Source organism: Bordetella tumbae (assembly GCF_054780995.1).
The window spans coordinates 262542-286231 of sequence record NZ_BAAGVG010000010.1 but is presented as its reverse complement, the minus strand read 5'-3'; the positions used below and the strand labels follow the sequence as shown (position 1 = coordinate 286231).

The following is a 23690-nucleotide window of genomic DNA, read 5'->3' as shown; positions in this document are numbered from 1 at the left end:
CAGGCGGCCGACCGACTCCGTGAAGCGCCAACACGGTCACTGCCCCGCTTCGACGTCCAATAGCACTCATGATTCCCGGCCAGAGGATGTCTAAACCGTATAGTCCACCGCCGCCCATTCGAAATAGGGCTTTAAGTCTGCGACTAAAGCCTGATGCAACGGATGGAATAGATAGGCGTCGAGAGCCTCAGCATCTGCGACTTCCGATTCGAGCACGTAGTCCCAGCTGATGGGGCGTTCGAATTCGTTGGCCGCGACGCGCCAGAACTGAATGGCAGGAATGTCTGCACCGAGAGCCGTCATGCGTGCCGCCAGTTCGGCTTCGCGTTGCGCGTCTGGAGCGACGTCGGTGCGGCGGCGAAAGAGTACGATGTGACGGATCATTCGCCTGCCCTCGTTGCACTTTTCAGGTGATAGCCTCGGCCCGAATAATCGAAATCCACGAGTTCGTTAATGGGGGTTTTGGGATCGGCAGGCGAGGCATAGTAGGCGCGAATTTCAGAGATCTTGCCTGTCTGCGGATCGAAGTCATACCACTCCGCGCCTCTCAAGGCCGTGCCCTGCTTGTTTTTCCAGTGCGTCCACTCGATCATAGCCTCGGGCGTATCATGGCTGACGATGATGCGTTCGATGGTCCATTGCGAGCCCAATGTCTCGACGCACCATACCCATTTGCGGGCAATCGTGTCAGCGCTGCGCCAAGGGACTTCCGGTAATCCGGCGGGGAAGTAGTGCACGGCATCCGGCGTGAAGCAATCCACGAGCGCATCGTAGTCTGCTGCGTTGCAGGCGTCAAAGTAGCGTCGAATGAGTGCGGCGTAGTATTCGGGAGTGAAGGATTCGGACATGATGGTTCCTCGGTGCAATCAGCGACGTGCAGGCTGGGCGGGGGCGATTGCTGGGCGGCCTGCGGCAATCCATTGCTTGTACTGTTCGCGTGTGGCGTCACCAGGCGGATACAGTCCCCATAGTGGTTCACCGGCCTGTACTCTGAGCGCGAGATACGCTTCGATGTCGTCACGCTTTTCGCAGAGGTCCGCCATTTCCTCGGCCATGTGAGCGGGGATGACTGTGATGTTGTCACCATCGCCGTGGATAACGTCGCCAGGGTAGATGGCCACGCCTGCGCACCCGATCGGGACTTGCAGGTCCGCGACATGGTGATAGCTCAATCGTGTCGTGGCGGTGACGCCTGTGCTCCAGATCGGGAAATCCATGTTGCTCAGCTCGGTGCCATCGCGAAAGGTGCCATCAGTGACGACACCGCGCGCGCCGCGCATCATCATGCGGGTGATCAGCATATTTCCCATGGATGCCGCACGGCCGTCCTGATTGCTGTCGATGACTAGTACATGGCCGGGCTCGACTTGTTCTACGCCTACCCATTGCAGGTTGTCGGCATTGGGAGAGGTCGTCAGATTGCCGTAGAAATCCACGTCTTCGCGAGCGGGAATGAAACGCATCGTGTAGGCGCGGCCCGCAAAGGGTTTGATCTTTTTATTCAAGGGGCGCAAGCCATGCAATACCGGTTGCCGGATGCCTTTGATATAGAGCTGAGTGGTCAATGAACCGCTGGTTGCCTTGGCCAGACGATCGAGCACCGAATCGGGCACATACGGGGCCGGAGCGCGTTGAGGAATGTTAGTCAAGGGCGCTGGCACGTCTTTCATGATGTCTGTCTCACATGGTGGGATTGAAGGGGTGCATGGTGTTGAGGGTGCACATGGGTTCATCCTAGTGAGCTTTGAGGTGAAATAGAATGGCTTGACCGATACCCGCTGGCGGCGATGGCGGGTCCAGTACCACCATTTGAGACAAACCATGGCCACCTCTACAGGCGAGGGCACCGGCGCCCTCGAGAAAGCGCTGGATGTGTTGGATGCAGTAGGCACGGCACCAGAGGGATTGGGGCAAAGCGAGTTGGCCGACCGCCTGGCATTGCCGCGTACGACGGTGTATCGCTTGCTGGCGACGCTGGTCGCGCGCGGTCTATTGCGGCGGGACCCATTGCGCAAGGTGTATTGCCTGGGGTTCCGTTGTTTTGAAATGGCGCGTCAGGCCTATGCCATGCCGGACCTGGTGGCAGCTGCCGCGTATGAATTGCGGCTGTTGCGCGATTTGACGGGAGAAACTACCTATCTGGCCGCGCTGGACGGGCGGGAAGTGATTTCGCTGGAGCGCTGCGATGGCGCGCATAGCCAGCGCTCTGCGGCAGCGCTGGGTGAGCGCAAGCCTGTGCACTGCACGAGCCAGGGCAAAGCGATTCTGTCGGCGATGCCGGATGCGGAACGTGAGAGTTTCGTTCGGGATGCCGTACTCAAAGCGTTGACGCCGTTGACGATTACCGATCGCCGTCGACTGCATGCGGAGTTAGGTATTACCCGTGCGCGTGGATATGCCATCGATGATGAGGAAATCGTGCTCGGTGTGCGCTGCGTGGGTGCGCCGGTCATCGACAGTGCAGGTCAGGTGCGGGGTGCGATCAGTGTCGCGGGGCCGGCGTATCGTTTGACCCGGGAACGTCTGGAACTGCTGGGCCCTGAGGTGGCGGAGGCAGCACGGCGAGTGGGCGCGCAATTACAGACGCAGGCGGCTGACACGAACGCGGATGCCGAAGCGTCTGTCACCGCGGTGCCGGGTAGATGGGCGTTTCATGGAGCACATCCGATTTCATCGGATGACGGACGGAAGCTGTGGTGGGCAGATGTGCTCGCCCCATCGCTACGCTTGTATGAGAACGGCGAGGATCGGGAAATCTGCCGCGTGGAGGCCCCCATCATTGGTTTGGTCCATGATGGGGATGGTGTCACCGTCGTGCATGGGTCTGGGGTGCAGCGGGTCGGTGCTGATGGAACGGCGGCGGCATTAGTGTCATGGGTCAATGGTTCGGTGCTGGCACTGTGCAATGGCGAAGAGCAGGCTATTTGGGTTGCATGCGGTCTGCCGGAATCAGGGGCGGCGATAGGATTATTGCGTGCCGATGGTACGTTGGACGTGCGCTGGCGGATTGGTGAGCCTGTACAAAGCTTGGCTTGGCATGCCGGCGAGAAAACGTTGTATGCGGCCTTGCAGGGCTCTGGATCGATTGTGATGCTGCGGCCCGGCGAGAACGCCGTTCGCCGGTTGACGAGTTTGCCGCGAGGGTCAGGCCGAGTCAGTGGGCTGGCATTCGATGCGCAAGGCGGCATCTGGACTGCACTGGCTGATGGCTGGTCAGTGATTCGCTTGACGCGGGATGGCCAGCTGGATCGCGTGGTGGGTCTGCCTGTGCCATGTCCGACCGACTTGGCCATGATTCAACGTCCGGACGGCGCGGCACAATTGGCGATCACGACCGAACGGCATCGCGTGTCTATTGATGCTTTGGGCACTGCGCCCTTGTCGGGGCGATTGCTGTTGCTGGATTTGTGAAGATCAAAGGCTTGTGAACGACTGGCAATCGCACGGGGCGGTGTCGTCACCATCCCGTGCTGAATCGAACATCGAAGATATCCAGGGGCTCACCGACGCCAGCCTCGGCCACCTCCGAATCCCCCGAAACGTCCTTCACCAAAACGGTCACCTCCGCCAAAGCGTCCTGCGAAGTCTGAGTCGCCGCGCATGGCGTTGAATCGGTCATCGCTCCAGTCGCGAGCCTGGCGCTGGTCATTCAGATAGTTCGACACATTGCCGGACGAAAAATCGCTGCGCTGGACCGGTTGCCAGCCTGACGAGGTGTGTGTCTGCCAGCCACCGTCAGCGGAATGCTGGTAGACATGGCCGTTGGCATCGCCGTAGACGTGACCGTTGTTCCATGCGACGGAGTTGCCGGTGTGGCTGTCATGCGCGACGCCGCGGCGATCCACGTTGTCTGCGCCATCGCCGGCCTGGCCGTTGGCCGTGGTGCTGGAGACAACGGTGCGTCCGGTATTGGCATTGTTGCGCACGCTTTGCCGGCCGGCGCGCCACTGGCCATCGTCGTTTTCGACGACACCCGAGCGGCTGGCGCCTGAGACGCCGGTCGAGTTGTTCCTGTAGGCGTCGCGCTGTCCCGCGGCGGCATTGCCGGTGTAGGCGTTGTAATCGGCACCGCGTGATCCCTCAAAGTGGCTGCCGGTGGCGGCGTTATAGCCGTCGGCATGCGCAGTGCGCCATTCGTTGCCGGTCCAGTTGTTATAGCCCACGCTGCGGGTGACGGTGCCGTGTCCCCAGCCGCCGTACACGTTGACCGTATTGATGTCCACGCCGCGAGAGTACGGGAAACCGCCGTACGGTCCCCAATAGGGTTCGGGCCCCCACATGTCGGCCATGGCGAAGCCGAAGGCAAACCCCGCGGCAGTGCCCAGTGCGGCGTCATAGCCATAGGTGGGCGGATAGCCGACCCAGCTGTTGTTCACAATGACGGGAGGATAGGTGTAGCCCGTGCCATAGACCACCGTGCCATCGGGGCCGGCGATCATGCCCAAGTAACCGGGGGTATAGCCGACGACGACAGTGTCCGGCGTGGAACCATAGATGTGCACGTATGTGACGTAATGCAGAGGCGATTCAGGAGGGATGGTGTAGACCGCCGCCGGTACGGAAGCCGCGACGCGCCAGGGACCTTGCGGTGAACTGGAGGTGAACCATACCGCTTGGGACAAGGCGTAGTACTCGTTGCTGGTGACTTGAATCACCGGCACAGACGTGTTGACGGCATAACGCAATTGCGTGCCGGCGACGCGGTCGAAATTCGGTGTGCCACCGACGTAGTCCACATGCAGCGTGGCCTTGGTGCGCGATACGGTCGCGGTCTGAGGGATGGTCGAGGCAATGAGGGCTTCTTTGGCTTGCGGTGTGCCGGGCACCGAGGCGAGCACGCCAGCCTGTGGATCATGTACGTCGATACGCGCAAAGTCGGCGCTCAGTTTGTTGCCGGGAACATAGCTCCACGTGCCGTTCAATGTCGAGGCGCTGAACCAGCGTCCCGACACGAGCAGGTAATAGCGGTTGTCTGCCGGCTGCATGAACAAAGCATGATCGGCGTTGTTGACGGACAGCAGGTTGGTGCCCTGCACGGGGCGCATCTGTGCCTGGCCCCGGATCAGGACCAGTTCTGCAGGTTTGGAAGACACGATCAAACCAGGCGCGGCGGGAGGGCGTGCCGCGCCTTTTGCGAGCATGGGATCGACGGGTGCCTGTTGTGCAGCGGTTGCGGCGACGGTGAGCAGGCCTTGCGATGGGGGTTCGCTGCGCCAGCCATCGGATAATGAACGCGAGGTGTACCAATAGCCCGCTGCGTTGACGTGATAGTCGCCATTTGTGGCACGCAAAATCAAGGCCCGGCTATTGACGACGCGTTGCCAGCCATCGGCGTGCGCGACGGGTTTCAGGACGGGGTCGCCATCGACCAGTATCAATACGGTGGGCGCGTTTTCGACGAAGATGCGCGGTGGCGTATTTTTGACCGGCATGGCCTTCAGGCTCGATAGCTGCTTGGAGGCGGCATAGCTCAGTTGCAGTTCGCTCAGGCGCAGCGTCAACTCAACCGGCAGGCGCGAGCTGAACTGGTCCCGTATGGCTTGTGCTTTGTCCGGCGCGGTAGGGACCTGGACACGCGTGATCTGCAATTGCGTCAGGTGGACTTCGTCGTTGGCTTTGTCGGTATTGGCGTCGGCACTGAAATCCGCTACCCCGTATGTTGGTTGGCCATTACTCGGGCCCATCGCGATGGCCATGCGGCCTGTGATGCGATTGCCGGTCCAGGTATCGATTTGGGGTTGGTAGACCTCGTAGCGCGTGCCATGAAATTCCAGCGTGCGGGGCCACTGGGGGGCTGCGCTCTGGGGTTGCGGTGCAGCGGCTTGTTGTGGTGCAGGTTGCGCAAAGACGCTGACGCTGCTGGCGGCTAACGGAGTAGTGAATAAAGCCGCGACGATGGCCGCGGTACGCACGCTTTTTGTTGTTTGAAACATGAAGCTTTCCTCGGGAGGGGCTTTCGTTTTATAGGGGAGCGTGGCTTCGCTACGTCAGGGAAGCCAAAGGGCAAGGCAGGACATCCACATCTAACGTTCACCTCTGAGTCAGCGGAGCCGGCAAAAGTTCCACTTTGACCGCATTCTCTATAGTCGCAAATTGTGCGCTACGGATATCAGTGCGTGCAAAAGATCAGAAGGCTGTCGTATTTAATGGTACTTATCAGGGAGTGTCCAGCGTTGATTGGTCGTGTTTTTTCGCGGCGGTTTAATCGGGGTGCCGCATCGAGGCTGACAACTCAGCCGCGCCACGTTCCTGCAGGGCATCGACGGCGCCCAGTCGATCGCGGATGTCTTTGTTTTGGCTGAGTTTACGCTTGCCGACTAGCGATGTGATCTCGATTTCTATGCCTACGATGTGTTGCAGCATTTCATTGATGAATGCAGGCTCGGAGTCGCCCATTTTCCATGGCTTGGGTTCGGACGCCTCGTGTGTTTTGGTCAGACGCGCAACGATGCGGCGCACGAAGCGTTCGTCGTCGTGGATGGTGAGAATGCCATGAGCGTGTACGACCTCGTAATTCCAGGTGGGGACTTGGCGGTGCGCCTCGTGCTTGCTGGGGTACCAGTTCGGCGAGATGTAGCCCTCGGCGCCCCGAAAGACGACTAGGACTTCGGACCCGGCCGGACAGGTTTGCCAGACCGGATTTGCGCGTGCGACGTGGGCGGACAGTCGCCCGTTTGTGCCGGAAGCAGGGTCCAGTTCGAAGGGAATGTGATTGGCATCCAGTCCATTGTTCCCATGCGTGATCAGGATGCCCAGCGGATGTTCGCGAATGATGCGATGCAGGGTTTCCGGGCGGGTTTCAGCAAAATGGGAGGGGATATACATGGCGATTTGACAGGTGCATAGCATGGTTGGCAGGAGATGACGCTATTCTGCGTGAAACTGGCACAATAAGAAGATCCAGTTTTTGGTAATTTAAATGAGCCAGTTTGATGCTGTTTCTAGTACGGGAGCGGGGCCTACAGGAGCGGGACGGCGTCTCTATGCGTGGTTGCGGGCTCAAATCGTGGACGGTGCGTTTGTGCCGGGAGCCCGGCTGCCGTCTACGCGTGCGTTGGCGATAGAGCAGGGGGTGTCACGTACGACGGTGACGGCGGCCTACGAGCAGCTCGCGGCGGAGGGGTTTCTGGTGACGGCGGCCGGCCGCGCTGCCCGGGTCGCCGTACCATTGGCCCAGGCCGCTTCCTTGCCTCGAGGGCGCGCACAGCCCGCATCGCCCGAGGCGGTGTTGTCGGATTTTGGGCGCCGGGTGGCCATGGCCGACTTGCAGCGTCCGGTGTCCGCACCGGCGATTGATTTTCGATATGGCGCGTTGGCGTCGAGGGATTTTCCGGCATTGGCCTGGCGTCGGGCTTATTTGGCGGAATTGCTGCGGCAGCAGGACAGCCTGTGCTACATCGCCCCCGAGGGGGATGCGGCATTGAGGCATGCCATTCAAGGATATTTGAGGCGTGCGCGCGGGCTGGCCTGTGACGTCGAGCAGATCATGATGGTGCATGGTTCCCAGCAGGCTATTGATCTCTGTGCGCGGTTGCTGTTGAATCCCGGAGATAAATTCGTATTTGAGGACCCAGGCTATTTGATGGCACGGCGCTGTTTTGAGGCGACAGGGGCCAAGCCTTTGGCGATACCGGTGGATGAGCACGGGCTGGATACGGCTCGGTTGCCTATGGATGATCGCGTGCGGCTGGCATATGTGACGCCGTCGCATCAGTTTCCGCTAGGAGGCGTGTTGCCTGTGGGCCGGCGTATGGAGCTGTTGCAATGGGCACAACAGCATCAGGCCTGGCTGATCGAAGACGACTACGATGGTGAGTTTCGTTATGGCCAGCGTCCGATCGATGCGTTGCACGCCATGGATCCTGATGGCCGAGTGATTTACGTCGGTACGTTTTCCAAGGCTTTGTCGCCGCAGTTGCGGCTGGGCTACTTGGTGTTGCCTGCTGAGTTGGTGCATGTTTTTCGTCAAGCCAAGCAATTGGTTGATCGTCATGCTCCTGTGCTGGAACAACGTGTGCTGGCGTCGTTGATAGAGAGCGGCGCATACGAGCGTCACGTGCGCCGCATGCGCCGTGCAAACGAACGCCGAAGGTCGGCATTGCTGGATGCGGTGGGGACGTGTTTGCCGCCTGATGTGCAGGTAGTGGGAACAGCGGCAGGGCTGCATGTGGTGTTATGGCTGCCGTCTTTGCGCTGTCAGGATGAAGCCGCTTTGGTGGCTGCAGCGCGCGACAAGGGGTTGGGTGTTTATCCGGTTTCCCCGTTATATGCCGCGCGCGCGTCACCGAAGGCCTCTCGGCCTGCGGGGTTGATCATGGGCTATGCGAGCTTGGACTTGAATGCTATTGGCGAGGGCGTGCGCGTCCTGGCGGCGGTGATTGCGTCGCTGGCAGTATTGGCGCCTCAATAATAGATATCGACGTAATCAGTCAGGTGATCGCAGGTCTGCATTTGCTGCAAGCGCCAGTAGCGGCGTTTGCCTGTGGCTTTGAATTCAAAATCGCCGGTGCGCTCGCAACGGCGTCCTTGATCCGGTGCGTCCACGATCAGGATGGTGCCGCGAAAGAGAAAGCGGTCTTTGTCGATCGAGACGATATCGCCTGTAATGTCGAGCGCGCCTTCGGCGTTTTCTTGTGTGCCTGCGATGCTGACGACATCGTTTTTATCCGTTGCGACCAGATGACCCCGTTCGTCGGACCAGAGCCATTGCAGGGTGACGCCGCTGTTGTGCATCAGGCGTTCATAGGCAGTCTGGTCGCGGATTTCGGTTTTTTGCACGGGAGCGAGTGCAGTAGCGCTGGCTGCGGCAGCCGTTGCGGCCGGTGCAGGTTCTTTTTGTTGTGTGGTGTCGGGCGCCGCCATGACGGCAGAGGCACTCAGGGCGAGGCCGAGCGTAAGAAAAACCAGACGCTGCATTCTTTTTTTTCCAATGCAAAAGTGAAAAGAGATCGTGTGCATGGCGGGTCTTGTCGATTCAACCTGGATGGATTTGCCGGATTCTAAACGCCGATCATGTCAGCGGCGATCAGTCCATGTAATTGCGAGCCTCTTTCTCACCGGCCCATTTGCGCAATGCCGAGATGAATTCGGGGCATACGTTGCCTTGTACGCTGGTATCGACAATGACGCTGTCTTGCATGCGTAGCAGGACCGTGCATTCGTAGACCGATGTGCGGTTTTCGTAGTGGCCGTAGTTGGTCTGTTGGAAAACAGGTGTCGCGGCTCCGCCCCTGGAGCCGGGGATCATGCCGACCACTTGCTGGCTGCTGCCGTCAGAGACCCATGCTTGATAGGGCTGAGCCTGGTAATCCGACCACTCCAATTCCATGGTGTTGCCGACGGGGCGCTGTTTGGATGGCTCGCCCAAGGCGGCAATCGCGTCATCGATAGAGCGGCCTTTCATATTTCGGGCAATGTTCACGCTGGGGGATAGGGAAAAATCGCCTTGTAGCAATCCGCTCAGCGAGGGCAGCGAAGAGCTGCCGCCAGACGGCATAGGGGCGCAAGCGCTCAGGCCCAGCGTGGCCAGCAGTGCGGCAAAAATGCCCAGTCGGGAACAGCGGGACATGTGCAGACCTAAATGATGTTGTGATGTCTGGATGTGACGTATCGGGGTTCCGCGCACAATGCCACAGCGTTTGCCGTTATGGGGCGGAATACGAATTTTGGGGTGGCGCATTTTGTTTCGTTTCGTGACGTTCAGCTTGTTTCGTTTACGTCGTCTTTTTTCTGCAGGGTGCAGAAACGCCGATATTTTTACCGAAGATGGAAATCGTTTTCCCTCGTATTAAATAAAAATTGTTACGTAATATGCAGACCTGCGTGACATCTCGTGTCAGAAAGTCTGAGGGGCTTTGCTAAGATCGTGCCGATTTGTGACAGAGCCATGGTGTGCCAGTGACTGCTTGCCTGCATGCCGCCATGGCGTAGTACGCCTTGATACCTGAACCCCTGAAGATGCCTATCCATTTGCTCTCCCGTTGCTTGCCCCTCATACGCGCTGCCGGCACCGTGCTTGCGCTGTTCTCGGTATTGGCGCTCTCGCCGGTTCATGGGGAAACTGAAAGGTTCTACGGTGCGACGTCCACGGACGAGAAATTCGAAAAGCTGTATTGGGCATTGCCCGAGACAAGCTCTGAGGAGGCGCAGGCTGCCGCGGTGGCCGAATGCAAGCGTGCCGGCGGCAAAAAATGCCAGGCGCTGAATTGGTTTGCCGACAGTTGTTCGACATGGGCACGCGATACGGGAGGACGGCTGTTTCCGGGTTATAGCGCGTCTCCTGAAATCGCCGCCAAACAGGCCATCCGCCGTTGTACCGCCGAGAGTCCGCCGGGCAAGTGCAAGCTGGCTATGCTGCCTGTTTGCGTAGGGCCGGGCTATAGCCCTGAGCATAATCAGGCAGCGGCAAAGGCGACGTCGGCTCAGCTGGAGGCCTTGTCAGCCAAGCTGGATCAGCGCGGCTATTGGGGCGCCATTACGGAAACAGAAACCGGTGGTTTGCAATATGCAGACGACTATCCCAGCGAAGAGGAAGCCGTTAAAACGCTGCTCGAATGGGAGGAGTGCAAAGGCTGCACGAAACTGCTGACCTACACCGATAGCTGCGTTGGATTGGCCTGGGAGAAGGGCGTCAAGGGCCGTGGGACGAGTTTCACGCTGCTTAACCCCGATCCCGTCGTTGCACGAAACGAAGCCCGTGCGACGTGCAATACCAAGCGGGGCACTTCCAGTTGTGTCGCCATGGTTCGTTGTTCGGGGCGTGCTTATATCGACGGCTATCCGGGATTTGACGAAAAACCGAATTGATTCCACGGCCAGGCTCTGGCCGTGGAACTGCAACGCAATGATCGCATTGGGGTGCGTCGTGTTGTACGCATCGCTTCTCAACGCGCGTTGCGTGCGTTATCAGGCTTCGTATTTACGCCCCAGCTCCAATAGCTCGGGTGTACCTATCAGGCCATTGAGCGCGTCGAAATTATTCATCTCGTCCCACAAGGGGCGGGTTGTCCCGTGGGTTTTCAGGCTGGCCATGTAGCGCTGCAATTGGCGCGACACAAAACGCGCCGTGCCACCGGGATAGATCACGATGCGATAGCCGCGTGCAGACAATTCGTCCACGCTGCCCACCGGCGTTTTTCCGCCTTCGACCATGTTGGCCAGCAGGGGGATACGAGTGGCGTACTTGCCGCAGACCCGGTCCATATCGTCAGCGGAGACAACGGCCTCGATAAATAGCGCATCGACACCGCATGCCAGATAGGCATCGGCACGCTCCATTGCGGCATCCAGGCCCTCGACGGCCACGGCGTCGGTACGGGCCAGAATGAGTGTGTCGGATGAATGGCGCGCATCCAGGGCCGCGCGCAGTTTGCCGCACATTTCCTGCGTGGAAACCAAAGTTTTGTTTTCCAGGTGGCCGCAACGCTTTGGAAATGTCTGGTCTTCCAGTTGAATCATGGCGGCACCGGCACGCTCGAAAACGCGGACGGTGCGCTGCGTATTGAGCGCATTGCCGTAACCGGTATCACCGTCGACGATGACGGGCAGTTGCACGCGGTCGGTGATGCGCGCCAGGACATCGGCGGTTTCCGTGGCGGTGGTCAAGCCGACATCGGATCGGCCCAGCTGAGTATAGGCGACGGCTCCGCCTGACAAATACAGGGCGTCGAAACCGGCTTGTTCGGCGATCAGCGCGGTCAATGGATCGTAGACGCCGGGGGCCAAGATCGCGGGGCCTTGTACGAGGCGTTCGCGCAAGTTGATCTGGTTCATGCGGCGTTCCCTGCAGTAACGGTGTCGTTGGATTGAGCAGCCAAATCGGCGACGATGGTTTCCATTTGTTCTTTGGTGATCTTGGGACGCCATGTTTCGAAGGGCATGTTCAACGCTGCGGCCTGGCGCTTTTCGTAGGCGAGGAACTCTTCAGTAATGGAGCTGCCGCGGACGCCACCGCGTACTGCACCCGCACGAACGTCGCCGTAGTACGTCGCCCAGTCCTCAGGCAGGGGTTGCGAGCCGGGGACGGCCAGCCACAAACGCAGCAGATGACGCTTGAGGTCGGGTTCTTCGTAATCCTCGAACGGCGTGCGTGAATGCAGCGTCACGTAGTTGTTCAGCAACTGCATGTCGCCACGCTCAAGTTCCATCGAGTAGCAGAAGCGCTCGCTGGGCATGAGTTCATCCAGCAGGTCCAGGGCCTCGGTCTGTGCGGTGGTCAGGCGCGGGATCTCCGGGAAATCGCGTTGCGCGGCAACGATGTTTTTGCGATTGGTGCGCGCGGAGAAATATTCCGGTTGCGAGCCGAGAATGGGCAACTGATAGTAGGGCGGTTGGGTGGGGTCTTGAGTGCCCTGATAGCTGTGGAAATACGGGGTTTGCAGCGCGGCAATCAGGTCGGGGCGGCGTTTGAGGACCTCATCGCGCAGCGCAATTGAGTTGACGACTTTGCTGGTGCCACCCGATTTGGCGGTGCGGCGGCAAAGCAGTGCTACGACGTCGCAGGAATCTTGGTGAAAATCCAGGCCCGCATTGGTGTTGTAGCCACGGCCGCCTTTGACCTTGTATTCGCCGCCGGCGTCACGTACATCGTTGATGAACTGGCTGGCGCGGTTCTGCGTGCGGCCCACGCCCATGTATAACGCCAGGCCCCAATAGGCCAGGCGCGTGTCGTCCTCGCTCCAGTCATTGACGGGAAAACCTTTCAGCAAGCACATGCCCCAACGGCGCTGCGTCATATCGATGGCTTGGTGCAGGGCAGCCTGAGCGGCGGCCGATAGCGGGAAATCGGCCTGTTCCATCGCGAGCAGGGGTTTGTCCAGGCGTTTGGCATGTGCCAATGCTGCCTGGACGCCGTCGACTTGCTCGTCGGTCAGGCGCAAAATCCAGGAGTCGTCCTGGCGTACTTGTTCAGCTGTCCAAGGCTGTGGGCGCATGGCGGAATCGATGGCGTGCATGTACGTCTCCGTAATGGATAAGAATGTCAGAGGACCACTAACCGCCAGTGTAAGGACGCCGCTTCGTTTAGAATAGCGATGTTATTTGAAGAATTTCATAAGAGAATTTGATGAAGATCGAGACCTTTGCCACGCTGGAAGCCGTGCTGCAGACAGGCACCTTTGTGGGGGGCGCGAGACTGATGAATATCACGCCCAGTGCGGTGAGCATGCAGATGAAGCAGCTCGAGGGTTACCTGGGCAAGCCGCTTTTTGATCGTTCGGGGTTGCAGGTACGGCCTACCCAGTTGGCGCATGAGGTCGCCGATACCGTGCGTGACGCACTAAAGGGGCTGGATGCATTGCGCTCTGGTACGGTGCTCGCCATCGAGGGCGTTGTGCGAGTGGGCGTTATCGAGTCCATGCAGCCCATCGTGTTGCCAGGCATGTTGCGCTTTATACGTGCCCGGCATCCCAAGCTGGACGTTGTGCCTATCCGGGGCCGCAGCAGCGGTTTGACAGCGGCAGTCAAGGCGGGCGAGATTGATGCCGCCTTGGTGGCCGAGCCCTCCGGCGCCAAAGCGGGCCGTATGTCGTGGACGCCGATGTTGCGCCGGGAATTGGTGCTGATTACGCCGCCCGATACCCCTGACACGCCGATTCCCACACTGTTTCGCCAATTGGAGTGGATACGTTACGACCGCAAGACCGTGTCTGGCACCATGGCGGCACAGTACGTCAATACTCAGATCGGTGACGTGCGCAGTACGCTGGAATTCGATAACGCGGCGGCGATTGTGGCGATGGTGAGTTCTGGCTTGGGCATATCGGTGGTGCAGAGGCCCGATTCCGCCGTCTTGCATAGTTATCCCGCGCGCGTATTCCGTTTGGGTAAGGCCGCCCCGGTATTGCAGCTTTCCATGGTGAGCCGCAAGGCGGATGACGATAGCCGGCCGTTGGCGGTGGTACGCGAGGCGATGGCCATGGCCTGTACGGAATATCAGAAGTTGATCAAAAACTCTTAGCAAACAAGTCAAATAACTTCGCTATTCTGAATCTACCGTCTATAGCTAGACTACGGGCAGACACCAAATAGGATGGACGGAGACATCTATGCAAAGAAGAACATTCATGGGAATGTTCGGCGCCTGTGCGTTGGCAGCATCAGGAATGGCCAAGGCGCAAACACCCACTACTCGCGTCATTGTCGGCGCCACCCCAGGCGGTGGCACCGATACGGTCGCACGTGTATTGGCGGCAGAGCTGGGACGCGTATTAGGCGAAACGTTTGTGGTGGAAAACCGCCCGGGCGCAGGCGGTAATATCGCGGCGCAAGAGATCGCACGATCCGCCCCTGATGGCCGTTCGCTGCTGATGTGCTACACCAGCCATGCGATCAACGCGACGTTGTATCCCAATTTGCCGTTCGATCCGATCAAAGATTTCACGCCGGTATCTCATGTTGCCGATGCGCCATCGATCTTGCTGGCGCATCCTTCTATTGCGGCGAATAATGTTGCTGAACTGATCGCGCTGGCAAAAGCCGAGCCGGGAAAATTGAGTATGGCATTGCCGGGAATCGGCTCTGCAGGTCATCTTGGGGCCGAGGTAATCAAGATGCAAGCGGAGATAGATCTGCTGCTGGTGCCCTATAAAGGCACGGCGCCGGCGATGACCGATGTGTTGGGCGGTCAAGTCAGCATGATGTTTGCCGGAGCGGCCTTGGCTAAAGGCCAGTTGACATCAAAGGCACTAAAGCCTTTGGGTATCAGCAGTGCTCAGCGTATGAGCGAATACCCCGATATTCCGCCTATTGCCGATACTTTGCCGGGTTATGACTTCAGTGCCTGGTATGGTTTGCTGGGGCCGGCGGGGGTGGATGCGGCTCGTACTGAACAGTTGTCGAAAGCCGTCGCGCAGATCATGAATGACGCAGCGATCAAACGTCGTTTGCTGGATGAGGGCCTGGTGGCCCAGGGCGGCACGCCAGCCGAGTTTCAGGGCTTTTTGCAGACTGAAATCGATCGCTGGGGCAAGGTCGTGAAAGCGTCGGGCGCCAGCGCAGGTTGATGGCAGCACGCCGCTGCGCATTGCGCAGCGGCTGCAGCTCGCCATGGATTACTTGCGATCGAACCACACAGTCTGTGCGTTGCAGAACTCTCTCACGCCAAAGTGGGACAGTTCCCGGCCAAAGCCGCTTTTCTTGACGCCGCCGAATCCGACGCGGACATCGCTGGCGCTGTAGCCATTGATGAATACGCCGCCGACTTCCAGATCGGCCGCGATCTGCTGTGCCGCTGCGAGATCCTTGGTAAAGACGCTGGCGGTCAGGCCGAATTGGCTGTTGTTGGCCAGTTCCAGGGCATTGCGGGCATCGGCGGCGCGAATGATGGATGCCACGGGACCGAAGATTTCTTCACGGAACGAGGTCATGCCAGGGACGATATCTGCCAACACAGTTGGTTGATAGTAGTTGCCCGGGCCATCGATCTTCTGTCCGCCCACAAGCAGTTTCGCGCCCTCTGACAGTGTGCGTTGTACTTGCGCATCGAGTTCGTTCCGCAGATCGTAACGGGCCATGGGGCCGATATAGGTCGACGGGTCAGTGGGGTCGCCGATGACCAGTGCTTTGGTGCCGGCGACAACGCCTTCTGTAAAGGCGTCCGCAACACTGTCTTCGACGATGAAACGTTTGGCGGCTGCACAAACTTGTCCCGTGTTTTGAAAGCGGCCGACGACGGCGGCGCGGATGGCTTCGTCCAGATCGGCATCGGCCAAGACGATGAATGCATCCGAACCACCTAGTTCAAGCACGCATTTTTTCAGGGCAGAGCCGGCTTGCGAGCCGATCGCCGAGCCAGCCCGGACGCTGCCGGTCAACGTGATGGCGGCGATGCGGTCGTCGGCAATCGCCTGTGAGACGAGGTCGTTCTGCACGTTGACGACTTCGAACACGCCTTGCGGGAAATCCGCACGGCCGAACGCTTCGCGCAGCAAATACGCGCTGCCCATGACGTTGGGGGCATGCTTCAGGATGTAGGTGTTACCCGCCAGCAGTGCAGGTACGACGCTGCGAATCACCTGCCAAATCGGGAAGTTCCACGGCATTACGGCCAGAATCGGGCCCAGCGGGCGATATTCAATCCTGGCCTTGTCGTTTTCAATCTGGGTGGGCTCGCTGGCCAGCATGGCGGGGCCGTGCTCTGCATACCAGTCGCATAACCCGGCGCATTTGGTGATTTCGCCGCGTGCCTGGGTAATAGGCTTGCCCATTTCGGCAGTGATCATGCCTGCCAAACGATCAGTGTCCGCACGCAAGGCCTGTCCTAGCCGGGCCAGCGCGGCGCTGCGCACATCCAGAGGCGTGCGGCGCCAGCTGGTATAGGCCTTGGCGCTTTGGGAAAGCACCGTTTCCAGGTCGGCAGCGGATCCAAAGGCGTAGGCGCCGATTTGTTCGCCGGTAGCCGGGTTCAGGGATATTGCGTGCGTGTTGCTGGCCATGAGAGCGGTCTCCAAGGAATTCGACTTCCGGCAGAATACGCGGCGGATGGAGTTTATAAAACTGAATATTTATAATCGTTTCTTTCTCGAATCGAGAATGTCTGCGGAGAGGGGAAACCGATGGATTTGGTTCAGCTGGAGATTTTCTGTGCCGTTGCGGCGCACAAGAGCATTGCCGCGGCGTCTGAGGCGGTGCACCGTGTGCCCTCTAACCTGACCACCCGGCTCAAACAACTGGAGTCGGACTTGGGGGTGGACCTGTTCATCCGCGAGAACAATCGGCTGCGTTTGTCGGCCACGGGGCATAATTTTCTGGACTATGCACAGCGAATTCTCGGCTTGGTCGAGGAGGCGCGTACGGCGGTTTCCGGCACGGAGCCTGCGGGCTGGTTTCCTATCGGTGCATTGGAAAGCACGGCGGCGGTTCGTATCCCTGCTGTGCTGGCTGAGTTCAATGGCCGTTATCCCAAGGTGGAGCTGGATCTGGCTACCGGGCCGTCTGGGCCGATGATCGATGGGGTGTTGGACGGCCGTCTGGTGGCGGCGCTTGTCGATGGTCCGATCAATCATCCTGCGCTCAGAGGTGTCCCCGTCTTTGAGGAGGAAATGGTCGTCATTGCGCCCATTCAGCACGCACCGATTCGCCGTGGCCGCGATGCGGCTGGCGAGGCGATCTATGTGTTTCGTCAAAACTGCTCATATCGCCATCATTTCGAAAAATGGTTCGCAGCTGACAAAGCCATTCCCGGTAAAGTGCGGGAGCTGGAGTCGTATCACAGTATGTTGGCGTGTGTCAGTGCGGGTGGCGGCCTTGCGATCATGCCCCGAGCGATGCTGGAAAGCATGCCGGGGTATACGTCGGTGACTGCCTGGCCTATGCATGGCGCGTTTTCGGTGTTGCCGACGTGGTTGGTTTGGCGCAGCGATACGGTTTCGCGGGCGCTGGATGCGTTTGCGGCGTTATTGCAGGAACATGCGCCGGTAGCCGCTGCCGCCTAGGGCTGGCCGAGCTTTTCCAGGCTGTTTCGCAGGATATGCGCTACCTCGCGGCAAGCCAGCGTCATCGGGCGCACCTCCGACATGGCCAGCGTAATGCTGCGCGTCAACGAGGGCTTTACGATCAGCGAGCCCTGCAGTTCGCCGTTCGCGCATTCGCGCGTGACCGCATGTTCGGCCAGCACGGCGTACAGTCCGTTGCGCAGCACCATGTGTTTCTGGATCTGCAGTGAATCGCATTCCAGCGCTATGTTCAGCGTCACGCCCATGCGGCGGGCCATTTGATCCATCTGCCGCCGGAAGGCGCTGGGCGCCCCGGCCAGTATCAGCGGCAGCCCCTGCAGGCTGGCGAAAGGCACCGTTGTGCTGCGAGTCGCCGGATCGCCCGGCGCGCCCACCAGCAGATGCCGCGCGGTGAACAGGATGCTTTCACGACGGCGGTTGTCGCGGCCGCTGCGCATCAGGATGCCGATGTCGATGTCGCCATTGTCCAGCCATTCGCCTACTGCGCTGCCCACCCCGTCGCGGATGCGCAGCCGTATGTGCGGATGCAGGCGACGGACCTGGTCGTAGGCGTGCGAGAGGCATTCGTGGCTGATGGATGACAGCACGCCTACCCGCACCAGGCCGGCAGGCTGGTCCACTGCGCGAGCGGCGTCGCTGCCCAGAGCGTCGGCCTCTTCGAGCCAGGCCAGCACGCGCGGATACAGTTGCTGGCCGGACTCCGTCAGCGCGACGCCGCGTCCGGTGCGGTGGAACAAGCGGCCACCGCATTGCCTTTCCATGGCCGATAGCTGCCGGCTGATCGCAGATTGCGCGACGCCGCGCATGGTGGCCACTTTGGTCAGGCTGCCATGGTCCGCGATCTGGACGAACAGACGCCATTGATCGATCGAAAGCGCCATCGCCACTCCTGGCTGATATAACTAAAAAAGTATATCTGATCTTCCTGGCATACCCCTTGTGGACGGAAGAACGGCCACCTAGACTAGGCCATTCACATGCTCCCGCGGGATTCGCCGGCCATCCAGAGGCCCGGCCTCGCGGTGGCATGCCGCATCCAGGAAACATATGCCTCGTCCAAACGTATTACTCGTCATGGTGGACCAGTGGCCCGGCGCTTTGCTGGGCAGCGCCGGCCATCCTGTCATTCAGACTCCTACGCTCGACCAACTGGCGCGCCTGGGCACGCGATACCCGCGTGCGTATTCGGAGTGTCCCATCTGCATCCCCGCGCGCCGCACGATCATGACCGGCACGTCGCCCCGCAAGCACGGCGACCGCAACTTCGCTCCCGCGCAGGAAATGCCCGCACTGCCCACGCTTGCACAGTCGTTTCGCGATGGAGGCTATCAGGCTTATGCCGTGGGCAAGATGCACCTGTACCCGCAGCGCGACCGGATCGGCTTTGACGACATCCTGCTAGCCGAGGAAGGGCGGCCGCAACTGGGTGCGGTGGATGACTATGACATGTTCCTGGCCGAGCAGGGCGCCGCTGGCGAGCAATACCTGCACGGCATGAACAACAACGATTACATATACCGGCCCTGGCATCTTGCCGAGAAACTGCATGTCACCAACTGGACCACGCGCGAAGCCGCCAAAATGATCAAGCGGCGTGACCCGCGCCGCCCGGGCTTCTGGCACGTGTCTTACACGCATCCCCATCCGCCGCTGGTTCCGCTGGCCGGCTATCTGGACCTGTACGAGCGCGAACGTATCGATCTGCCTCCGCAAGCCGACTGGGACCAGGGCGCGTTGCCCCCCGCGCTGCAAAGCATCCGCGACCACTGGCCCATCCGCAGCTCCGACCCGGACCTGCAGGCCATAAGGCGCGCGTTCTATGCGCTCTGTACGCACATCGATCACCAGTTGCGGGTGCTGATCGGCACGCTGCGCGAAGAGAACCTGCTGGACGACACCATCATCATGGTCACCGGCGACCATGGCGACATGCTGGGTGCGTTCGGGCTATGGGCCAAACGCCTGTTCTACGAAGGTTCGGCGCAAGTGCCGATGATCCTGGTCGATACCGCCCGCGACGCGCGCGTGGCGGCGGGACACGTCGATCACCGCTTGGTGGGCCTGCAGGATGTGATGCCCACGCTGTTGTCGCTGGCCGGCTTGCCCGTACCCGAAACGGTCGAAGGCATCCCGATGGTGGGCGCGCAGCGGCGCGACTTTCTGTACGGCGAGTGCAAGGAAAACGTACTCGCGACCCGCATGGCGCATGACGGGCGTCACAAGCTGATCTGGTATCCCGCGGGCAACGTGCTGCAGTTGTTCGACCTCCAGGAAGACCCGTACGAATGCCGCGACCTGGCGGGCGTATCCGGCTACGCCGAGGTGCGGCGGCGCCTGGAGCAGGTGCTGGTGCGCGAGGCATGGGGCGTGGACGACACATGGATCAGGGACGGACGCCTGGTGGGCGTTGCGGCGGACCCGGCACGCGGCAGCGCCGACCGCGCGTTTGGCGGCCAGCGCGGCCTGCATTATCCGCAGCCGCCGCTAAGCGACCCGACGCGAACGGTAGGTTCGCCGGGATAGCGGTGCCCGCTGCGGCGGTACGGCCAAAATAATGACAATGGAGACAGACATCATGAATCGATTAAAAGCGGTGGCTGCCGGCATGCTGGCGATCTGCTCGGCCTTGGCGATGGCATCGAGTTTCGCGCGCGCCGCGCAGTGGCCGACGGACAAGCCGATACGACTGGTCGTGCCGTACCCCGCCGGCGGCAACTCGGACGTGATCGGGCGGATCTTTGCACGCAAGCTGGGCGATGCCCTGCACCAGTCCGTCATCGTGGACAACCGGCCGGGCGCGGGCGGATCCATCGGCGCGGCACTGGCGGCCAAGGCCGACCCCGACGGCTACACGCTGCTGCTGGGCGACATCGCCACGCATGCCATCAACCATCTGTCGATGCCCAACCTTTCCTACGACGCGCAGGCAGATTTCGCGCCCGTATCGCGCCTGACCAGCATTTCGTTGCTGCTGGTCATCAACCCGAAATACAAGTTCAAGTCGGTCCAGGATTTCATCGCGCATGCCAAGGCGCATCCCGGCCAGATGGCATACGCCACGGGCGGCAACGGTACGCCCAGCCAACTGGCCATGGAAATGCTGCGCGGTGCCACGGGGCTGGACATGCTGCCGATTCCGTACAAAGGCAGCGCGCCCGCGCTGACGGATGTGGTGTCGGGGCAGGTGGACGCAATGATCGACGGAGCAGCCACGCCGCTGGTGAAGTCCGGGAAGCTGGACCTGCTCGCGGTGACGGCGGACCGCTCGCCGGCTTTCCCCGATACGCCCACGCTGTCCGAAGCCGGCGTGCCGGGCTATCGCTTCGTGTCATGGCATGGCGTGTTCGCACCAAAGGGCACGCCGCAGCCTATCGTGGACAGGCTGGCGCAGGAACTGCAGCGCGCTGCGCAAGATCCGGAAGTGCAGAAACAACTACAGGGGCTGGGTATCGGGCTGAACACGCAAAACGGCCCCGCGTTCGCATCGTTCATCGCGGACCAGCGGCAATCCATCGAGGCTATGGTGAAGGAGCGCGGGCTCAAGCTGGCACAGTAGCGCGCAAGCCGGCCAGGGCCTCGCCGGGCCTTGGGCGAGCAGACGCGCCTGGCTTATGGGGCAAGTGAAGAGTTCAACCCCGTCAGGGCGCCGGTTTGGCGTCCGGGCGGGCTGAAGGCACCTCGCCCCTGCGACGTGGATGCAAAGAAATAGTCGCAGCAGGCGGAGGAGAGCTGCTGCAACCAGAGCAGCAACCGCATGCCGAGCTTTGTTTTACAACCAGATGTCGTGCGGCGTACTGCTGTGCGGCTTTGGGCATGTACGTCTGGCTCAGCAAATTTCCCAGCCCATTGCGTATACGCCCTTTCAGGCTGGGCACGAAGTGCAGGATGAGCCCGATGATGCTGGCGGCGAGCACGATCAGCATTACGAGGGTTTGCCAGAGCGGACTATTGGGATTCATGGCCAACTCGGATAAAGATAAAGCGCGCGGTTCATGCGAATACGGCGATCCAATGCGTGTTTTGCAGTCATTATCACAACCAGGCCATCGCCAAACGATAAGTCACAAAGGCCGCGATATAGGCCAGCACGAACATATACGCAAAAGACAGTACGACGATGCGCCAGTTCCCGGTTTCGCGTTTGATGATGGCTAACGTAGACATGCATTGCGGCGCGAAAGCGAACCACACCATGAGAGAGAGCGCCGATGCGACAGAGAAATTACCGGCGAGCATGCTGCCCAACATCGCGTCCTGGCCCTCGGCGACGCTGTACACCGTCGCCAAGGTCGCGACGGCGGATTCACGCGCGGCAAATGCAGGAATGAGGGCCAGTGTGATTTGCCAATTAAATCCCAGCGGCGCGAATAGCGGCTGTATCCATTGGCCCAATATCCCGGCGAGGCTGTATTCAATGGCCGGATTCGTGGCATCGGCAGGGGCGCTGGGAAAACTGGCAATGAACCACATCACAATGGTCAGTGCCAGCATGACGCCCGTGAGCCGTTTGAGGAATATCCAGATGCGTTCCCAGAGACCGATGCCGATATCGCGCCATTTGGGCAGGCGATAGGGTGGCAGTTCCATGAGCAGGGCCGTTTCTTGATTACGCCGCCGCAGCAGTTTGCCAACGTAGGCGACAGCTAGCGCGGCGAGAATCCCGCCCGCATAGAGTGCGAATAGGACGGCGCCCTGCAGGTTAAAGACACCGAACAACAGGCGATGCGGGATGAATGCGCTGATCAGCAGGGCATAGACCGGCAGCCGTGCGGAGCACGTCATGAGAGGCGCGACCAGGATGGTGACGAGGCGGTCCCTGCGATCAGGGATGCTGCGTGTACCGATGATGCTGGGAATGGCGCAGGCAAAGCTGGATAACAACGGAATAAAAGAGCGGCCGCTCAGGCCGACGGCCAGCATGGCGCGATCCAGCAGAAAGGCGGCACGCGGCAGGTAGCCGGATTCCTCCAGGACCAAAATGAAAAAGAACAGCGTCAAGATCTGCGGCAGGAACCCGAGCAGGCTGCCCAACCCGCCAAAGATGCCTTCCTGGAGCAGCCCTTTGAGCGGGCCGTCGCCCATTGAGGCTGTCAACGTCTGGCCCAGCCATTCCATACTGTCGGCAATGGCGTCGGTCATCGGCTTGCCTATCGCATACACGGCCTGGAAAGTCAGGAACATGACTAACGCGAGAATCAGCAAGCCGCATACCGGGTGCAGCGTCCAGCGGTCGATATGGTCGTCCAGTGTCTTGGTGTCCGTCGGCAGGCGCACGACGTCGGCCATGATGGCGCGTACATCCGCGTGCAGATCACCGGAGTCGCGATGAGGCGAGACGGGTGGAATGCCGAGCTCCAATTGCGCGATCAAGGCCTGGGTGCCGTCTCGGCGTACCGCTACGGTTTCAACAACTGGCATTCCCAGGCGCTGCGACAACTGCGGGACATCGATACTGATGCCCAGGCGTTTGGCCTGGTCGACCATGTTGAGCGCGACAATGGTGGGTAATCCCAAGCGGCGGACTTCGAGCAACAGGCGCAAGTGCAGCCGCAGGTTGGTGGCGTCCATCACGAATACGATTGCTTCGGGCACAGCCTCACCGCGATAGCGTCCGCTGAGCACGGCCAGCGTGATGGCCTCGTCGGCGCTGGCAGATTCAAAGCTATACGTGCCGGGCAGATCGAGTACGCGTACGGCGCGGCCGCCAGGCGTGGACAGACGGCCTTCTTTGCGATCCACCGTGACGCCTGCATAGTTGGCAACTTTCTGACGTGCGCCGGTCAGGCGGTTGAATAGTGCGGTTTTGCCGGCATTCGGGTTGCCGACCAGCGCGATGCGCATTGCGGAGTCAGTCATGTGCCGCCTCGCGACGAACAATGACACGCTCGGCTTCGTTACGGCGCAAGGCAAATCGCGTCGTGCCGATGGCAATGAGCAGCGGGTTGCCGCCAAACGGGCCCTTTGCGGTCAATCGTAAAGGCTCGCCGCTTACAAACCCCAGATCGCGTAATCGTGCCGAAATGGGGTCAGAGGGACAGGTGTCGAGAACTTGCTCGACGACGGCACGGTCGTGCAAGGCAAGATCGGACAAACGCAGGGAATTCATGCGAAGAGAAAATTTGGAATGAGAATAAGTCGCAAAATATACTCTCGATTAGGAATTCTCTCCATGCCAAGTTGACGCACCTGTCGGGTCTGACAGGTGGCTGAACGCAAACTCGTCGGGCCGATGCCTTT

The 23690-nt window shown here is 60.2% G+C and carries 22 protein-coding genes; 8 read left to right on the top strand and 14 right to left on the bottom strand.

Annotated features, from left to right (window positions below; translation table 11 throughout):
* Positions 1-90: 90 nt before the first annotated feature.
* The 3 genes from ACYVI2_RS08545 to ACYVI2_RS08535 are packed head-to-tail and all read right to left on the bottom strand — an operon-like array spanning position 91 to position 1670.
* The gene (locus ACYVI2_RS08545) at positions 91-384 is read right to left on the bottom strand and encodes a Dabb family protein (protein WP_415821664.1); all 294 of its coding nucleotides are present in this window, start codon (positions 382-384) and stop codon (positions 91-93) included.
* Positions 381-848, bottom strand: a complete 468-nt coding sequence (locus tag ACYVI2_RS08540; protein ID WP_415821663.1) for a nuclear transport factor 2 family protein — start codon at positions 846-848, stop codon at positions 381-383. Before ACYVI2_RS08540 ends, ACYVI2_RS08545 begins: the two co-directional genes overlap by 4 nt.
* Positions 849-866: 18 nt before the next feature.
* On the bottom strand, positions 867-1670 hold the full coding sequence (locus tag ACYVI2_RS08535; RefSeq protein ID WP_415821662.1) for an RraA family protein: 804 nt from the start codon (positions 1668-1670) through the stop codon (positions 867-869).
* A gap of 151 nt (positions 1671-1821) precedes the next feature.
* Here ACYVI2_RS08535 and ACYVI2_RS08530 point away from each other — a divergent pair, with 151 nt between their 5' ends.
* Positions 1822-3411 carry an IclR family transcriptional regulator domain-containing protein gene (locus ACYVI2_RS08530; RefSeq protein ID WP_415821661.1) on the top strand — a complete coding sequence of 530 codons (1590 nt, stop codon included), beginning with the start codon at positions 1822-1824 and terminating at the stop codon, positions 3409-3411.
* Positions 3412-3500: 89 nt separating this feature from the next.
* Here the strand turns inward: ACYVI2_RS08530 and ACYVI2_RS08525 are convergent, their stop codons facing one another.
* Both ACYVI2_RS08525 and ACYVI2_RS08520 read right to left on the bottom strand, forming a co-directional pair.
* Complete coding sequence (locus ACYVI2_RS08525; protein WP_415821660.1) at positions 3501-5933, bottom strand: carbohydrate-binding family V/XII; 2433 nt, start codon at positions 5931-5933, stop codon at positions 3501-3503.
* Positions 5934-6201: 268 nt separating this feature from the next.
* Positions 6202-6825, bottom strand: a complete 624-nt coding sequence (locus tag ACYVI2_RS08520) for an FMN-binding negative transcriptional regulator (RefSeq protein ID WP_415821659.1) — start codon at positions 6823-6825, stop codon at positions 6202-6204.
* Positions 6826-6919: 94 nt separating this feature from the next.
* Here ACYVI2_RS08520 and pdxR point away from each other — a divergent pair, with 94 nt between their 5' ends.
* A complete protein-coding gene (gene pdxR / locus ACYVI2_RS08515; RefSeq protein ID WP_415821658.1) occupies positions 6920-8410 on the top strand; it encodes a MocR-like pyridoxine biosynthesis transcription factor PdxR in 1491 nt (496 codons plus the stop codon).
* Here pdxR and ACYVI2_RS08510 read toward each other — a convergent pair.
* Positions 8404-8916 carry a hypothetical protein gene (locus ACYVI2_RS08510; protein WP_415821657.1) on the bottom strand — a complete coding sequence of 171 codons (513 nt, stop codon included), beginning with the start codon at positions 8914-8916 and terminating at the stop codon, positions 8404-8406. The genes pdxR and ACYVI2_RS08510 overlap by 7 nt on opposite strands.
* 109 nt (positions 8917-9025) lie before the next feature.
* Positions 9026-9568, bottom strand: coding sequence for a hypothetical protein (locus tag ACYVI2_RS08505; protein ID WP_094822708.1), 543 nt, complete (start codon positions 9566-9568; stop codon positions 9026-9028).
* Positions 9569-9957: 389 nt separating this feature from the next.
* Between ACYVI2_RS08505 and ACYVI2_RS08500 the strand changes: the two genes are divergently transcribed.
* On the top strand, positions 9958-10806 hold the full coding sequence (locus tag ACYVI2_RS08500; protein ID WP_415821656.1) for a DUF4189 domain-containing protein: 849 nt from the start codon (positions 9958-9960) through the stop codon (positions 10804-10806).
* Between the two features lie 99 nt (positions 10807-10905).
* Here ACYVI2_RS08500 and ACYVI2_RS08495 read toward each other — a convergent pair whose 3' ends face one another.
* A complete protein-coding gene (locus ACYVI2_RS08495; protein ID WP_415821655.1) occupies positions 10906-11772 on the bottom strand; it encodes an isocitrate lyase/PEP mutase family protein in 867 nt (288 codons plus the stop codon).
* Positions 11769-12953, bottom strand: coding sequence for a TauD/TfdA family dioxygenase (locus ACYVI2_RS08490; protein ID WP_415821654.1), 1185 nt, complete (start codon positions 12951-12953; stop codon positions 11769-11771). The genes ACYVI2_RS08495 and ACYVI2_RS08490 overlap by 4 nt, the downstream gene beginning before the upstream one ends.
* Before the next feature lie 110 nt (positions 12954-13063).
* Here ACYVI2_RS08490 and ACYVI2_RS08485 point away from each other — a divergent pair, with 110 nt between their 5' ends.
* Together ACYVI2_RS08485 and ACYVI2_RS08480 are read left to right on the top strand one after the other, a co-directional pair.
* Positions 13064-13957 carry a LysR family transcriptional regulator gene (locus ACYVI2_RS08485; protein ID WP_415821653.1) on the top strand — a complete coding sequence of 298 codons (894 nt, stop codon included), beginning with the start codon at positions 13064-13066 and terminating at the stop codon, positions 13955-13957.
* Between the two features lie 88 nt (positions 13958-14045).
* Positions 14046-15002, top strand: a complete 957-nt coding sequence (locus ACYVI2_RS08480) for a tripartite tricarboxylate transporter substrate binding protein (RefSeq protein WP_415821652.1) — start codon at positions 14046-14048, stop codon at positions 15000-15002.
* Between the two features lie 48 nt (positions 15003-15050).
* Here ACYVI2_RS08480 and ACYVI2_RS08475 read toward each other — a convergent pair whose 3' ends face one another.
* The gene (locus ACYVI2_RS08475; protein ID WP_415821651.1) at positions 15051-16433 is read right to left on the bottom strand and encodes an aldehyde dehydrogenase family protein; all 1383 of its coding nucleotides are present in this window, start codon (positions 16431-16433) and stop codon (positions 15051-15053) included.
* Between the two features lie 120 nt (positions 16434-16553).
* Here ACYVI2_RS08475 and ptrR point away from each other — a divergent pair, with 120 nt between their 5' ends.
* Positions 16554-17432 (top strand): putrescine utilization regulator PtrR, encoded by an 879-nt coding sequence (gene ptrR / locus ACYVI2_RS08470; protein WP_415821650.1) that lies wholly within the window; start codon positions 16554-16556, stop codon positions 17430-17432.
* Here ptrR and ACYVI2_RS08465 read toward each other — a convergent pair.
* The gene (locus ACYVI2_RS08465; protein WP_415821649.1) at positions 17429-18334 is read right to left on the bottom strand and encodes a LysR family transcriptional regulator; all 906 of its coding nucleotides are present in this window, start codon (positions 18332-18334) and stop codon (positions 17429-17431) included. The two genes, ptrR and ACYVI2_RS08465, sit on opposite strands and share 4 nt — an antisense overlap.
* Positions 18335-18500: 166 nt before the next feature.
* Here ACYVI2_RS08465 and ACYVI2_RS08460 point away from each other — a divergent pair, with 166 nt between their 5' ends.
* Positions 18501-19976 carry a sulfatase-like hydrolase/transferase gene (locus ACYVI2_RS08460; RefSeq protein ID WP_415821648.1) on the top strand — a complete coding sequence of 492 codons (1476 nt, stop codon included), beginning with the start codon at positions 18501-18503 and terminating at the stop codon, positions 19974-19976.
* Positions 19977-20028: 52 nt separating this feature from the next.
* A complete protein-coding gene (locus ACYVI2_RS08455; RefSeq protein WP_415821647.1) occupies positions 20029-21009 on the top strand; it encodes a Bug family tripartite tricarboxylate transporter substrate binding protein in 981 nt (326 codons plus the stop codon).
* A gap of 82 nt (positions 21010-21091) precedes the next feature.
* Here ACYVI2_RS08455 and ACYVI2_RS08450 read toward each other — a convergent pair whose 3' ends face one another.
* The 3 genes from ACYVI2_RS08450 to ACYVI2_RS08440 form a co-directional block, all read right to left on the bottom strand.
* Positions 21092-21412 carry a DUF6587 family protein gene (locus ACYVI2_RS08450; RefSeq protein ID WP_415821646.1) on the bottom strand — a complete coding sequence of 107 codons (321 nt, stop codon included), beginning with the start codon at positions 21410-21412 and terminating at the stop codon, positions 21092-21094.
* A gap of 73 nt (positions 21413-21485) precedes the next feature.
* Positions 21486-23309 (bottom strand): ferrous iron transporter B, encoded by a 1824-nt coding sequence (gene feoB / locus ACYVI2_RS08445; RefSeq protein WP_415821645.1) that lies wholly within the window; start codon positions 23307-23309, stop codon positions 21486-21488.
* Positions 23302-23559: a FeoA family protein gene (locus ACYVI2_RS08440; protein ID WP_415821644.1), complete on the bottom strand. Its 258-nt coding sequence runs from the start codon at positions 23557-23559 to the stop codon at positions 23302-23304. The genes feoB and ACYVI2_RS08440 overlap by 8 nt, the downstream gene beginning before the upstream one ends.
* Positions 23560-23690: the final 131 nt, after the last annotated feature.